This window comes from Alloprevotella sp. Lung230 (genome assembly GCF_014385435.1).
In the GTDB taxonomy this organism is placed as follows: domain Bacteria; phylum Bacteroidota; class Bacteroidia; order Bacteroidales; family Bacteroidaceae; genus Alloprevotella.
This window is the reverse complement of the sequence record NZ_JACSUD010000014.1, coordinates 37,568-50,880: the sequence shown is the minus strand read 5'-3', so window position 1 is coordinate 50,880 and position 13,313 is coordinate 37,568. Positions and strand designations below refer to the sequence as shown.

The 13,313-nt window shown below is 53.3% G+C and carries 11 protein-coding genes; 3 read left to right on the top strand and 8 right to left on the bottom strand.

Translation table 11 applies throughout. The annotated features are described in order from the left end of the window. Window positions 1-17 precede the first annotated feature (17 nt). The 3 genes from H8527_RS07915 to H8527_RS07905 all read left to right on the top strand — a co-directional run bounded on the left by H8527_RS07915 (window position 18) and on the right by H8527_RS07905 (window position 2,847). Window positions 18-890, top strand: a complete 873-nt coding sequence (locus H8527_RS07915) for a patatin family protein (protein ID WP_187547144.1) — start codon at window positions 18-20, stop codon at window positions 888-890. A gap of 4 nt (window positions 891-894) precedes the next feature. Continuing rightward, entirely contained in the window at window positions 895-1,938 is a 1,044-nt protein-coding gene (locus H8527_RS07910) for a hypothetical protein (protein ID WP_187547143.1), read from the top strand. A gap of 168 nt (window positions 1,939-2,106) precedes the next feature. Beyond that, the gene (locus tag H8527_RS07905; RefSeq protein WP_255498552.1) at window positions 2,107-2,847 is read left to right on the top strand and encodes a hypothetical protein; all 741 of its coding nucleotides are present in this window, start codon (window positions 2,107-2,109) and stop codon (window positions 2,845-2,847) included. An 18-nt stretch (window positions 2,848-2,865) separates the two neighbouring features. Here the strand turns inward: H8527_RS07905 and H8527_RS07900 are convergent, their stop codons facing one another. The 8 genes from H8527_RS07900 to nhaD all read right to left on the bottom strand — a co-directional run bounded on the left by H8527_RS07900 (window position 2,866) and on the right by nhaD (window position 13,130). Continuing rightward, window positions 2,866-3,564 carry a viroplasmin family protein gene (locus H8527_RS07900; protein ID WP_187547141.1) on the bottom strand — a complete coding sequence of 233 codons (699 nt, stop codon included), beginning with the start codon at window positions 3,562-3,564 and terminating at the stop codon, window positions 2,866-2,868. A gap of 64 nt (window positions 3,565-3,628) precedes the next feature. Continuing rightward, a complete protein-coding gene (locus H8527_RS07895) occupies window positions 3,629-6,079 on the bottom strand; it encodes a C10 family peptidase (protein ID WP_187547139.1) in 2,451 nt (816 codons plus the stop codon). Window positions 6,080-6,184: 105 nt separating this feature from the next. Next, window positions 6,185-8,002 carry an arginine--tRNA ligase gene (gene argS, locus H8527_RS07890; RefSeq protein ID WP_187547137.1) on the bottom strand — a complete coding sequence of 606 codons (1,818 nt, stop codon included), beginning with the start codon at window positions 8,000-8,002 and terminating at the stop codon, window positions 6,185-6,187. Window positions 8,003-8,070: 68 nt separating this feature from the next. Continuing rightward, on the bottom strand, window positions 8,071-9,210 hold the full coding sequence (locus H8527_RS07885) for an endonuclease/exonuclease/phosphatase family protein (protein WP_187547135.1): 1,140 nt from the start codon (window positions 9,208-9,210) through the stop codon (window positions 8,071-8,073). A 17-nt stretch (window positions 9,211-9,227) separates the two neighbouring features. Beyond that, complete coding sequence (locus H8527_RS07880) at window positions 9,228-10,232, bottom strand: rhomboid family intramembrane serine protease (protein ID WP_187547134.1); 1,005 nt, start codon at window positions 10,230-10,232, stop codon at window positions 9,228-9,230. Between the two features lie 120 nt (window positions 10,233-10,352). Then, entirely contained in the window at window positions 10,353-10,628 is a 276-nt protein-coding gene (locus H8527_RS07875; RefSeq protein ID WP_187547132.1) for a putative quinol monooxygenase, read from the bottom strand. A 407-nt stretch (window positions 10,629-11,035) separates the two neighbouring features. Beyond that, complete coding sequence (locus tag H8527_RS07870; RefSeq protein WP_187547130.1) at window positions 11,036-11,707, bottom strand: porin family protein; 672 nt, start codon at window positions 11,705-11,707, stop codon at window positions 11,036-11,038. 61 nt (window positions 11,708-11,768) lie between these two features. After that, window positions 11,769-13,130 carry a sodium:proton antiporter NhaD gene (gene nhaD / locus H8527_RS07865; RefSeq protein WP_187547128.1) on the bottom strand — a complete coding sequence of 454 codons (1,362 nt, stop codon included), beginning with the start codon at window positions 13,128-13,130 and terminating at the stop codon, window positions 11,769-11,771. Window positions 13,131-13,313 lie beyond the last annotated feature (183 nt).

Genomic DNA, 13,313 nt, shown 5'->3' with positions numbered 1-13,313 from the left:
GAAAAACAATTAGGCTAATGGCAATCAATGGCAACACAGGACTTGTTTTGGAAGGAGGCGGACAGCGGGGCGTCTTCACCATCGGTGTGCTCGACTACATGATGGATGCCGGGCTCACCTTTTCTTATGGCATCGGTGTATCGGCCGGGGCCTGCCACGGCATGTCGTTCGTGAGCGGCCAGCGCGGCCGAGCACGGAAGTGCGCCATCGACATTTTGAAATACTACAAATATGTAGGCCTCAAACACCTTTGGCACACCCACGCCATCTTGGATCAGGAGCTGCTCTACGACCGCCTACCCAACGAACTGATTCCTTTCGATTATGAAGCGGCTTTTAGCAGCCCTATGCGCTTCGAAATGGTGACGACCAACTGCCTGACCGGACGTGCCGAATATCTCACCGAAACGTCCTCGCGCGAACGCGTTTTGGCCATCTGCAAAGCCTCTTCTTCGCTGCCTTTCGTTTCTCCCATTTGCCCTGTCGATGACACACCTATGCTCGATGGCGGCATTGTCGACCCCATTCCCACTGAACGCGCTCTCCAGCAGGGTTGTCAGCGTCTCGTGGTGGTACTCACCCATGAGCACGGCTATCGCGACGGCAAAGACATCAAAGTGCCCCGCTTTATCTACAAAAATTATCCGCGTCTGCGGGTCGTGCTGTCGCGGATGCGGCGCGTCTACAATGAAAAGATTGCTCTTGTCGAGCGATTGGAAGAATCGGGCATCGCCCTCTGCATCCGTCCTGAACGTGCGGTCGAAGTAGATCGGTTGGAGACCAATACCAATAAGCTCCGCACCCTTTACGAGGCGGGCTATGCCACGGCGCAACAAGTACTCACGTCCGATGCCGCCCGCCCCTATCTCTCCGCCCTCGACAAAGACTAACCGCATGCCCACGCTCCACATTTTCAACCCCTCCCACGATGAAGCGCTCGCTTTCGGACGTGCCGACTATTGCCCGAGCCGTGCCGCCCGCCGTTTGGGCGATGTACTGGCCGACCTACCGCGCTGGTGGGCGGCAGAGGACGACGAGGTGCTCCGGCTGCCCGAGGCGATGGGTTTGGATGCAGTTACACCTCCCGATTGGAGACGCATCGACCGCATTGAGCCATGGGGATGGGATGCCCACATCGTGGGTATGCTGCAACGGCTGGGTACTCCCGAGCGGTTGCTTCCGGATGCCCTTCGGTTGGCACACCTCCGCAGTTTGAGTTCGCGCCAATCCACCACACGCTTCCTGCACGCACTGAACGACGAAGTGCTGCCGGCGGGAGTGCTGAAAGGCAACAGTTGGTGGTGCGCAACGTTCGCCGAGGTGAAATCTGCCCTTGCCCACTGCTCCGGCGAGGCGATGGTCAAACAACCTTGGAGCAGCAGCGGTCGCGGTGTTTTCCCCTGCAATTCCGACCTCCCCACCCCGCTTTTGGCACGTATCAAAAAAACAATCGACCGTCAGGGGGCGGTCGAAGTGCAACCTCGCTACGAGCGTTTGGCTGACGGGGCATTGGAATTTCAGGCGCAGACCGATGGGCGGATTGTTTACCTTGGCCCTTCGCTGTTTGCCACCACCGCGGGCGGTGCTTACTGTGGGCAACGTGTGGCCGCTCCTGCGGCATTGGAGCACGACTTCCTCACCCTGTGGCAGCGCTGTTGTCCACACCTGATTCCCACGTTCGATGTGGCGCAACGGAGTTTCACCGCACTTGTGGCGCTCTTGGAACAACAACTTTCCCGGCTTCTGCAAGGACGCTACGAAGGACCGCTGGGCATCGACGTCCTCTTCACACCTGCCGGATTGCACCCTTGCATCGAAATCAACCTCCGCCGCACAATGGGGCACGTGGCTTTGGCCATGGCCCAGCGCGCAGCCCACCTCCCTGCCCTGCCCACCACCTTCCGCATCGGTGAGCAAGGCTTGGTGTGGGGCGAATAGTAGTCCTCTCGAATTACATACCCCTACCCTATGAAAACTCTCTTCTCCTTTTTCCCTCTTCTATGGAAGGCCTTGGGGCGGTCATGCCGCTGCTGCCTCTGTGTTTTGATGTGCGCACTTCCCTTGTGCACCGTTGCTTCATCGTTTCGTTACGGAGCACATTTTCTGATGGTGGACGCAACAATTCACCACAAGAATGTGGCACACCACCTTGAGGTCGGGCTGAGCACCGGTATGTCCCACTGCCTGCTCGACTCCACCTACGTTGTGGACAGTCTTGGGGTGGACATCTCCCAACTGAAACCCTCCACCATCAATGGCGAAAAAAGGGGATGTTGTGTGCTGCAACTCGACTCTTTGGAGTTCTGCGGCGAAACCTATCGGAAAGTATGGTGCTTGGTGATGGAAACCAAGAGGCGACTTAAGGGAAACATGCCCCGAGTGGTCATCGGGAACAATGTGCTGGGCGGAAAGGCTTGGCGCGTGGACTTGAAAGGCCAAACGTTCACACCATGCAGTCCGAAACTGCATTACAGCAAGACGAGATTGAAGTGGAAAACAGGGAGCACCTACGAAAGTACGATGATGTTCTTGAAAGCCAAGGTAGGCGGTCGCAAGGTACGGCTACAATTCACCATGGATTTAGGGAAAAACATTCTGCCCCACGGCATTTATCCCTTCCCCTCAACGGCACTCACCAAAGAAGGCGGAAGTTTGCAGCGAGGGATTTCGGAAGAAACGATACCTGTGTACGAAGGCGTAACAACTGAAATCGGCGATTTTCGCTTCACCACCGACTATGTGCTCGGTTATCCCGGCGACGAGATGGGTACGCTCCGCGCCACGGCCTTCGAGGGGCATCCGTTCGTGGTCAACTACAAGAAAAAGCTCATTGAGATTTTGGAATAAACGGATTGCCCATCCGCACTATTTGCGGCCGAAGTCGGCAGGGATTTCCCCCCACTCTTGAGTTTCCCATTTCAGAATGGGGCAGGTGACGCGGTGCGCTTTGAGCCACGTTTCGGCACGGGCAATCATGGCATAAACCTGCTCAGTGCGGGAATTGCGGGCGAGGGTGGTTTTGCACTGTTTGCGCCGCACCCAGTTGATGGCGTTGCGCGAGTCGCTGTAGATGGTCATTTTCAGCCCCTTTTGCTCAAGAATGGCGAGAGCGTGGACGATGGCGAGAAACTCACCGATGTTGTTCGTGCCTTCGATTGGGCCGAAGTGGAAAATCTCCTTTCCTGTGCGCAGATACACGCCGCGATACTCCATCGGCCCCGGATTTTTGGAGCAAGCCGCATCGACGGCGATGGCTTCGTGTTCGATGATTTTCAGCACCTCTCCGGACGGCATCGTCACGGTGCGGCCTTCGGGGGCAGCAATGCGCTGTGGCGCACTCTGAGGGGCGGGTTTGCCGCTGCCGGAGAGGGTGTCCGTGCCCTTGGTGCCGATATAGTCGGCAGGGTCTTGCAGTTCAGCCGTAAGTGCCTCTTCGCGTGTCTTAAAACTTTTGTAGACCGCCCCTTCATAGCCTTTCACCTGCGCTTCACACTCCTCCCACGACTCATAGACACCGGGGACGAGACCGCGCCAAACAACGTAAAATTTCGGTTTCTTTGCCATAGAGGATGAGGTGGGTGGGAATGTTACGGCTGTCTTTTCATTTCAAACGAAATCAACCGACGTTTTATTTCTTGATGACTTTTTTGCCGTCTACAATGTAGGTGCCGGCAGGAAGGGCTTCCCAAACCGAGGTTTGGCGCACGCCTTTAAGATCAAAAATAGGTTTGATTGCTTCCTTTTTGCTATCAAGGGAACCGATGGCGGTGGGGTTCAATTCCTCGGCCGTGTAGAACACGTTGCGTTGCACATGAGGGTTCCAAACATTTTCACGCTTGCCGTTTCGGTCAACCTCAATATGCACTTCGTAAGTACGATTGGGTTTCAGTTTTGAATCCTCAAACGTGATGCGGGTCTTTCCAGCATCGTTGGGTTGTTCACAAGGCAGATAAACTCCCTCAACGGCACCTAAGTCAATCCATTCACGCTCCGTCAAATCGAGCAGACGGTAGTAAATGCGGCCGCGATAGCCTTGCCGAAGGGGATACCCACGTATTGTGGAATGCACTTGTAAACCGATTTCGTTGATTTCATTGAGTTGGAAAGTGCTGTAATTGGCTTCGGCACCATCTACAAAGAAATCTACCGAATTAAACTCAAAGGTACTGCTGATGATATGGGGCAGCACTTCCACTTCAAAAGGTTCTTTCATCGTAATCGGGACAATCACTTCGGTGCCCTTTCTCTTGACTTTGATCGATAGTGTTACGTTGTACTTACCTGCTTTCAAGTTACCAAAATCGCCCGGATTGTTATACTGCGACCGCATATTGATGACGAAAGAAGTGTGTCCCAAACGCTGTGCCACCACATTGGGCGTCAGCAGATAGGCGTTAAACTCTTTCTGGGTTTCCTGGCTTTTCAGGGTCATTACTAAGTCGCCCCGCACTTCTTCCCGACCGGGGTTGTACATAGTGAAACTAAAAGCCGCCATATTGCTCGAGTCTTCATAGAAAGGAGCCAGCAGGCTCGGGCTTTTCTCCATAATGACAACATCTTTCGGGTTGTTGGGGTTGATGCGCACCGCATCGGCCGTGAGTTCTACGTCCATCTCATTGGCATGCTGAATGGGCTTCCACTCCCCGTTTTGCTTCGTCTGAGCATTGAGCATTTCAGAGAATACAGGTACTAAGCGATAATGCCCGTCGGGAACATCTTCAAAACGAATATCGTTCACTTCAAACGACATCGAGGTGAAAATAGACGCCCAAATTTGGTTGTCGCTGGTAGAATTAAAGATTTTCACGCATTCCTTTTTGTCGTTGTAAAGTGCCAACCCCACCTTTCCGGCAAACACGCCCAATTCGCCTTTCACCGGACTGTACGAACCTAATCTTTTAATTTCGGCACTGAAACTCCCTGTACGTGCAGCTTCTGTTTGATTGATGGTGAATGCAGTGGTGGTACGGGCATCTAAGCCACGTGCTATTTCCGGAAAAGGAGTGGCCTTTCCATCATTGGGATGGGCAAAGACAACCGAAATATCGTCCCAGAAAGTGCCACTGAGGGCAAAGCCGTAAACGTTCAAATAAACGGTGTTAATGTCAAAATAGCCGTCGTATTCACCTTCCCAGCCCCAGTTGGTGTGTATAAAGCCGCGTTCATCATAGCCGTCATATACAAAGGCGTGCGGACCTCCTACAACCAAAACAGGGTAGCCGTTAGAGATTTCCTGCATCACTTCTTTGAGAAATTCATTGGCGGGCATGAAGTTTTTGTCGAGGAAGCGCACGGTATAATCAAATTGATCCCGAAGCGCATTACAAGCATATTGCAGGTTAGAATCGCTCCCCTTGTAGTAATACCTCATATTCACTGCATTACCAATGTCGCGCATCAACACACCGACAGCTTGTTTGGAGCGTTCCGAAAACATCTTGTCGGCGGTATCTTCCATGTCGCTCCACCAGTAAGTGGCGCTCTTCCAGGCTTCGTCGCCCTCGGTTTTTATATAACCCTCCGGGCGTTTTTTCGGCCATTTGTGGTGATACATCACTTGTGCCGTAGCCGTGGCCACACAGCCCGTGGGCGTAGTTCTTCCATCCACAACACGGGTATATTTGTTAAAAGGAAAGTATTGACCCCACTTGCAAGTGAGCAGCGGTTCCACTTTTCGTTTGAGAGGCATGGTGGGAGTCGTCGCTTCCCGCTTGGTGTTGCGCACGGCTTTTACCACGCGTTCATAATCGCTCAAAAACTTTTTGAAATAAGGCGGCTGTTCGCTGCCCTCTTTTGAGAAGTTGTCTCCATAGCCCACCACTTCGTTCAGTCCGCTTTCTCCGGAGATAATCACAAACTTTTTATCCTTAGCACTGGTAAAGAGATAATAAGCCGGTGGTTCCTTGGCTGCCACCGCACGGGTGTTAAGCGTCTTCTTTGATGAGAGTGTTGGATGGTTGAGATATTTTGAGGCTATGTTCAAAGCCTGCCCTTGGGTGATAGGGTTTGCATGTGAAAATGAAACACTTGCCAGTAGGGTAAGTGCCAAAAACAATGTTCTTTTGATTTGATGGCGCATTCTGTATAAATAGTAGACGATTATATGATAAATTAGACATTAGATATTAGAGCAAAAAGCGCTAATATCTAACGTCTAATTCCTCACGTTGTAGAAATAATTTCTTTACATACGTTCGGGCATTTCAATGCCTAAGAGACCCATACCGAGGCGTACGACCTTCGCCACGTTTTGCGAGAGGACGAGGCGGAAAGCACGCAGATCGGTGTTTTCTTCGCGCAGGATTTGAAACTCGTGGTAGAACTGGTTGTAGTTCTTGACCAAATCGTAGCAGTAGTTGGCGATGGCCGAAGGGCTGAAATCCTCACCGGCAGCACGTACCACAGCGGCGAAATCGGCCAACTGCTGGATGATTTCTTCTTCCTTGGTGGAGAGCGCCACTCCTGTGGGGAGCGTAGCGGGAAGGTCGATGCCGGCATCTTGCGCTTTGCGGAGAATAGAGCGGATGCGGGCGTAAGTGTATTGGATGAAGGGACCGGTGTTGCCGTTGAAGTCGATGCTTTCTTCGGGGTTGAACACCATGTTCTTTCGGGCATCTACTTTGAGCAGGAAGTATTTGAGTGCGCCCAATCCTACGATGCGCGCCACCTCCTGCTTCTCATCTTCGCTCATGTCAGCGTTCTTGCCGGCTTCGTCCATCGTTTGGCGAGCCTGCGCAATCATACCTTCCACCAAGTCGTCGGCATCGACCACCGTGCCTTCACGGCTTTTCATCTTACCATTGGGAAGTTCGACCATGCCGTAAGAGAAGTGCACAAGGTTCTTACCCCATTCAAAACCAAGTTTGTCGAGGAGGAGGGAGAGTACTTGGAAATGATAGTTTTGCTCGTTGCCCACGACATAAATCATCTTCGAGATGGGATAGTCTTGGTAGCGGAGTTTAGCCGTACCGATGTCCTGTGTCATGTAGACGCTCGTGCCATCGGAGCGGAGGAGGAGTTTTTCGTCCAAACCATCGGCGGTGAGGTCAGCCCATACCGAACCATCGGGACGGCGGTAGAAGACTCCCTTTTCCAGACCTTCCTCCACATTTTCCTTACCTTCGAGATAAGTGTCGCTTTCGTAGTAAATCTTGTCGAACGACACCCCGAGGGCTTTGTAGGTCTCGTCAAAACCGGCATACACCCATTCGTTCATCTTGCGCCAGAGTCCGCGCACTTCGGGGTCGCCCTGCTCCCATTTGCGGAGCATTTCGCGCGCTTCCACCATCAGCGGTGCTTCTTCCTTGGCGCGTGTTTCAGCCTCTTCGCTGTTCACACCCTCTTCAAGGAGTTGGGCTTTGAGGGCGGCCACTTCTGCGCGATAATGCTTGTCGAAAGCCACGTAGTAGTCGCCGATGAGGTGATCGCCTTTTTTGCCCGACGACTGGGGTGTTTCGCCGTTGCCGTACTTCTGCCAAGCGAGCATCGATTTGCAAATGTGGATACCGCGGTCGTTCACGATGTTGGTCTTCACCACCCGATTGCCGTTGGCTTCGGCAATTTGTGCCACCGCCCAACCGAGGAGGTTGTTGCGGACGTGGCCGAGGTGGAGGGGTTTGTTGGTGTTGGGCGAAGAGTATTCGATCATCACCAGCGGGCTCTCCTCCGTGGGGGCGGTGAAGCCGTAGTGAGCATCGGCGTGGATGCTGTCGAGGAGTTCAATCCACTTCTTGGGAGCGATGATGAGGTTTAAGAAACCTTTGACGATGTTGAAAGTCGCCACAAGGTCGGTGTTCTCAACGAGCCACAGCGCGATGTCTTCTCCGGTGTCTTCGGGCTTACGCTTGGAGATGCGCAAGAGGGGGAAGGTCACGAGGGTGAGGTGGCCTTCAAAGTCGGGGCGTGTCTTTTGGAGCGAAACCTGCTCGGGGGTAATATCGGCATCGTAAAGGGCTTTGACCGCCTTGACGATGGCTTCGGTGAGTTGCTTTTCGAGATTCATATCAGAATGAAATTGTTATTTTGTGCAAAGTTACGATTTTCTCGGCTTTTGAGCAAATAAGAGTTCCCTCAGGGCGTTTCGAGCCGATAGCGGGTGAGGAGGGGGTAGTGGTCGGAGAAAAAGACGCTGTTGTCCACACGGCAAGTGAGGGGGACGAGTTGCGGTGAAGCAAAAGCATGGTCGATGCGCACGACGAAGGCATCGCGGTTGAAGGTGCGCCCCAGCCCTTTGCCCACGGTGGAGAAAGCGCTCTTTAAGCCGGCCTGCGAAAGGCGGTGGCAGGTGTAGGAAATGGGGGTGTCGTTGAAATCTCCACAAACCACGGTGGGCATCGTTTGATGCCGGTCAAGGAAGGTGCAGAGCGTGTCGACCATCAGTGCCCGCTCCTGTGAGGCATGGGCAATCTTGGCACCCAAATGATGGGCGGTGCGATAGGCTTCGCTCTCGTTCTGCGCTTCGGCGTTTTTCACCCATCCGGCATAACTTTCCCGCTCGTCGCGGGTGAGGGCGTTGGAGCGCAGGTGGCAGTTGACCACAAGGAGGGTGTCGCCCCCGTTTCGTTTCAGCCAATATCCCCATGCCCCGTTGCCGCCGATTTCGGTGATGCGCTCGTGGCGTACGATGGGGTATCGACTCAAGAGGACAAGTGCCGCCTGCGGGTTGGACGTGGCGTGAAGATGCCGGAGGGCAGAACTATCAGAAAAAGTTTTCAACTCCGCCATCATCTGGGGCGACTGCGGTACTTCCTGCAAACAAACGATGTCGGCGTGCTGCGCTTGCAAATAGGCAAAGATGCCTTTTTGTGCGTCGTAACTGCCGCCCATCCCCGCGGTGTTGTAGTTGATCAGCGAAAAGGTGTTAAGCTGATCGTCGGATTGGGCATCGGCACGCTGGAAAGGATGATAAGGCAGGTAGTCGCTGATGCTGCCCCAAGCAAAAATCAGTCCGACAGCGGTGATCCAAGCCCGCCGCGGAGCGAAAAGGAGCGAAAAGAGGAACAATCCCACTGTGCCGGCCAACATGACGGGGAAAGACAAGCCCATCAATCCGGCCAACTTAAAGTCGGCAGGACTGACCCATACACTCAGCACACAGAGCCACAAGCCGAGCACCGAAAGCACCGAAGCACCGGCTGCCACCGAGGAAATGGCACGCACAAAGACGTTGCGTTCGGGACGCTTGAAAAACTGATAGATGCGGCGAAACATAGGCGTGAGGGTGGATTTTATCGGCGGTTGCTGTGGTCGAAGAGCAGGCGCTTCTCCTCTTCGGTGAGCGAGGCATAGCCCGAGCGGCGCACCTTGTCGAGGATGGCGTCGATGCGTGCCTGCTGTTCGCGCTTTCGAGCGTTGTAGTCGTGGTCGGGGTTGGTGTAGTGCGTGTGCATGTTGCGCCGTTCGTTGCGCCCTTTATCGTTCGACCCGAACCATCCGCGCAGAGCGTTCTCCAATCCGGCGCCCCACCGCCCGAAAGCGTTGCGGATGCGCTGCAAGATGTTGCCGGAAGTGCTCCCCTGCCCGGACGAAGATCCGGCATAGTGCTGCCATCCACCGAAGGAAGAGGAGGCGCGCTGCTGTCGACGACAGCGCACAAAGTAGAGCCAGCCGAAGAACATTCCCCCTAAGTGGGCAAAGTGGGCGACGTTGCCGTTGGAGGCAAAGGCCGAATAGGCTTCGATGAGGGCATAGACAATCACGAAGTATTTGGCCTTCATCGGTATCGGAGGGAAGAGGAGCATGATGCGCTCGTTGGGGAAGGTCATGCCGAAGGCCAACAGCACACCGTAGCACGCACCGCTGGCGCCAATCGTCACCCATTGGTTGAGAAAAGCATCCATCGGCAGCAGTTCCATACCGGTATTGACCATGGTGTAATGGTGCATTCCCGACAGGTAGTATTGGCCGAACTGCCAAAGTTCTTGGCACAAACCTGCACCTACCCCCGTGATGAGATAGTAAATCAGGAAACGGCGCTGCCCCATCGTCCCTTCGATGATGCGGCCGAACATCCACAGCGAAAACATGTTGAGCAACACGTGGCTCCACGAACCGTGGAGGAACATGTAGGTCAGCAACTGCCAGATGCGGAAGTCGGAAGCTAAAAAGAAGTGCAACCCGAAAATCTCAGTGAGCACATCGTTGGTGCGCTGCTGGATGACGAGCTGCACCATAAAGACGATGATGTTGATAAAAAGGAGATTGCGCGTGATGGGGGGAATGTTCTTGAGCATAAGAGGTAGGAGAATACAGAGAAAAGCAGATAAGGTTTAGGGACGTTCTGCCTGAAGAAGGGACTACAAGCAGCACGTCGCTAAACCTTTCATGCGGGTGGGAAAGAGAGCGGGGGAGACTTAGAACTCGAAGCGTTCGAGTTTCATCTTGCCCAGACCTTCGAGCTGCGCAATGGCACTCTTGAAGTCTTCCGTGGCAGCATGTGCCGCGAGGGCATCGGCATCGGTCCACGTCTCGCAAAACATGAAGACATCGGAGCGGGTGCCGCTTTCAAAAACATCGTACGACACGCAGCCGGTGTGCTTTTGGCTGGCAGCGGTGAGGGTCAGTGCCACTTGAAGGGCAGCATCATATTGGCCTTCGTTGGCCTGGAAGAAACAGTTGATACGAATCATGAGAAAATGAGATTTTAGAAGATAATACAGCAAACAATGGGGCATCCTCACGCGCACGCGTATACCTACAATATGGATTGTTTTTTGCCTTCACTCCTTCACCAAAGCCCTTATCAAAAAGATTTTCAGAACGTTACGGGTGAAGGCAAAGGGGTGCTTTTCCTTCACCGATTCTCTGCTGAATCTCAGCAAAATCAACTAAGGGTGAAGGCAGTGAAGGCAAAAAAGACGAAAACACAAGTAGCGCGCGTACGCGCGCGAGGGATTGAGGAGAGGGCATCACAGAGCGGTGCGCCTTATGGTGTCCTTTGTGCCCAAGTTCCAACAAACTCAGAGGTAGTTTCACGCGGATGGGAGGTAGGAAAAACTACCTCTGAGATAGTTGTGCGAAGATGGGAGAAAAATGTTTAGAAGTAATAGCTGGCCTGCAAACTGAAGGTATTGGTTTTGTAAGAGGGTAGAACCAAATCTCCGGCATTAATCCCTGTTTGATTCAAAGCGGACTTGCCGACTTTTCCGATTGCGAAATTGTAGACAATACCTAAATCAAGCGAAGAGAAAATGTTAATTCCGGCTCCGATATTCCAAGTCGTGTTGATTACTTTGTTTTTGAAAACACCATTCACTTCGTAGGAGGTGTTACCCAGTTTTTTGCTGCTCAACAGATTGCTGAAATTCCACGAACGATTGCCGACATTGAATGCAAAGTTAGGGCCGGTGGTGAAATGAACGCCTGTGCCTCGCACTTCGAAGGAATACTTCAAATTTAAGGGGATGTTGAAGGAGTGGGTGGTTTTGCTGCTTTGTTCACCTACTGTGTTTTCCAACGTATAGCGGCACTGGTTGTAAACAAGGGCGGCATTGAGGCCAAATCCTCTAAAGGCATTGAATTGAACCTTCGGGCCGAGATACCAACCCGAACCATTTTTACCGATTAAAGTGTTGTCGAGTGAGCCTCGTTTGAAGTTGACAGCAGTAAGATTATAACCGCCCATCACACCCAACTGGATAACATCGCCAGCTTGTGCTGAAATTGCCATCGAAAGGAAAGCAATCAAACAGAGAAAAGACTTTTTCATACAATAATAATTTAGAATTCGTTGTTAGAATGAGAAATAAGCCGAACGTCGGCTTCTGTTTTTACATCTGGAGGATGACGCGCTCCACGTAGTAGACGAGGATGCCGGCCAGATAGCCCGAAGCGGCAATCCACGTGATGCGCTTCATGTACCAGCCGAAGGGGATTTTTTCCAAGCCCATGGCCACCACGCCGGCAGCACTGCCGATGATGAGCATAGAGCCGCCCACACCGGCACAATAGGCGAGGAGTTGCCAGAAGATACCATCGCGGGCAAAGTCGCCCACCGACGCAATGTCGTACATGCCCATGCAACCAGCCACGAGGGGCACGTTGTCCACCACGGCCGACGCCACACCGATGAAGCCGGTGACGAGGAAGTGGTTTGCGTGCGACACTTCATTCAGCCACTTGCCAAAGGCGGTGAGTACGCCGGTTTCTTGCAAAGTGGCCACAGCCAGCAGGATGCCGAGGAAGAAGAGGATGGTGGTCATGTCGATCTTCCGGAGGATGCTCGTGACGCGCTGCTTCATCGTGCTGTCGCGGTGCTTCCGGCGGCGATAGAACACTTCTGTGAGCGCCCAAAGCGATCCGAGCACCAAGAGGATGCCCATGAAGGGGGGCAGGTGGGTGAGGCTGTGGAAGATGGGCACAAAGAGCAGGCCGCCCACACCGAGACAGAAGATGCTGTTGCGCTCGATTTTGGTGAACTGATGCCCCGTAGTGGCCTCGGCAGTTTCGCCCGAGGGAGAGGAGAGTTCGCCTTTGAGGCTGAATTGCAAAATGGCGGCCGGCACAACCATCGAAACAAGACTGGGGATGAAGATTTCCTTGATGACGCCCTGGGTGGTGAGGCAGCCTTTGATCCAGAGCATGATGGTGGTCACATCACCGATGGGGGAGAAAGCACCACCGGAGTTGGCGGCAATGACGATGAGCGAAGCGTAGATGATACGGTCGTTGTGATCGTGCACCAGTTTGCGGAGCACCATAATCATCACAATGGTGGTGGTGAGATTGTCAAGCACGGCAGAAAGGAAGAAGGTCATAAAGGCCATTTTCCACATAAGCGACCGCTTGGAGCGGGTGTCGAGGGCATCGCGCACGAAGTTGAAACCGCCGTTGGTGTCGATGATTTCCACCACCGTCATGGCACCAATCAAGAAGAAGAGGGTTTCGGCCACTTCGCCCAAGTGCTCGCGCAGGATGTGGGAGGAGACAAAGGCGGAAATACTCTCGCCCGAGGCTTTGAAGTCGGCCAGGTGAAACTGCGTGATGTAGTCAGCAGCACCGAAAGTGTAGAGCACCCAGCAGGCGACAGCCATGAGCAAAGCGATGGCCGCTTTGTTGACTTTCAGCCCGTCTTCGAGGGTGATGCAGAGATAGCCCAGCACAAAAACGGCTACGATGATGGGGGTGAGCATAAGGGTGGGGAAGGGGTGTTGAAGGTTGAGAATGTTTGTTGGCGCAAAATTCGCAAAAAAATCTCTTATCCCCAAACTTTCTGCACACGATTTGCCATCGCCCGCTCCAAAATAACCTATTTTTGTGTGGGCAGTCCGATTTTTATCGCTAAATTTGCAATTCGATTGTGGCACAGGAGAGCG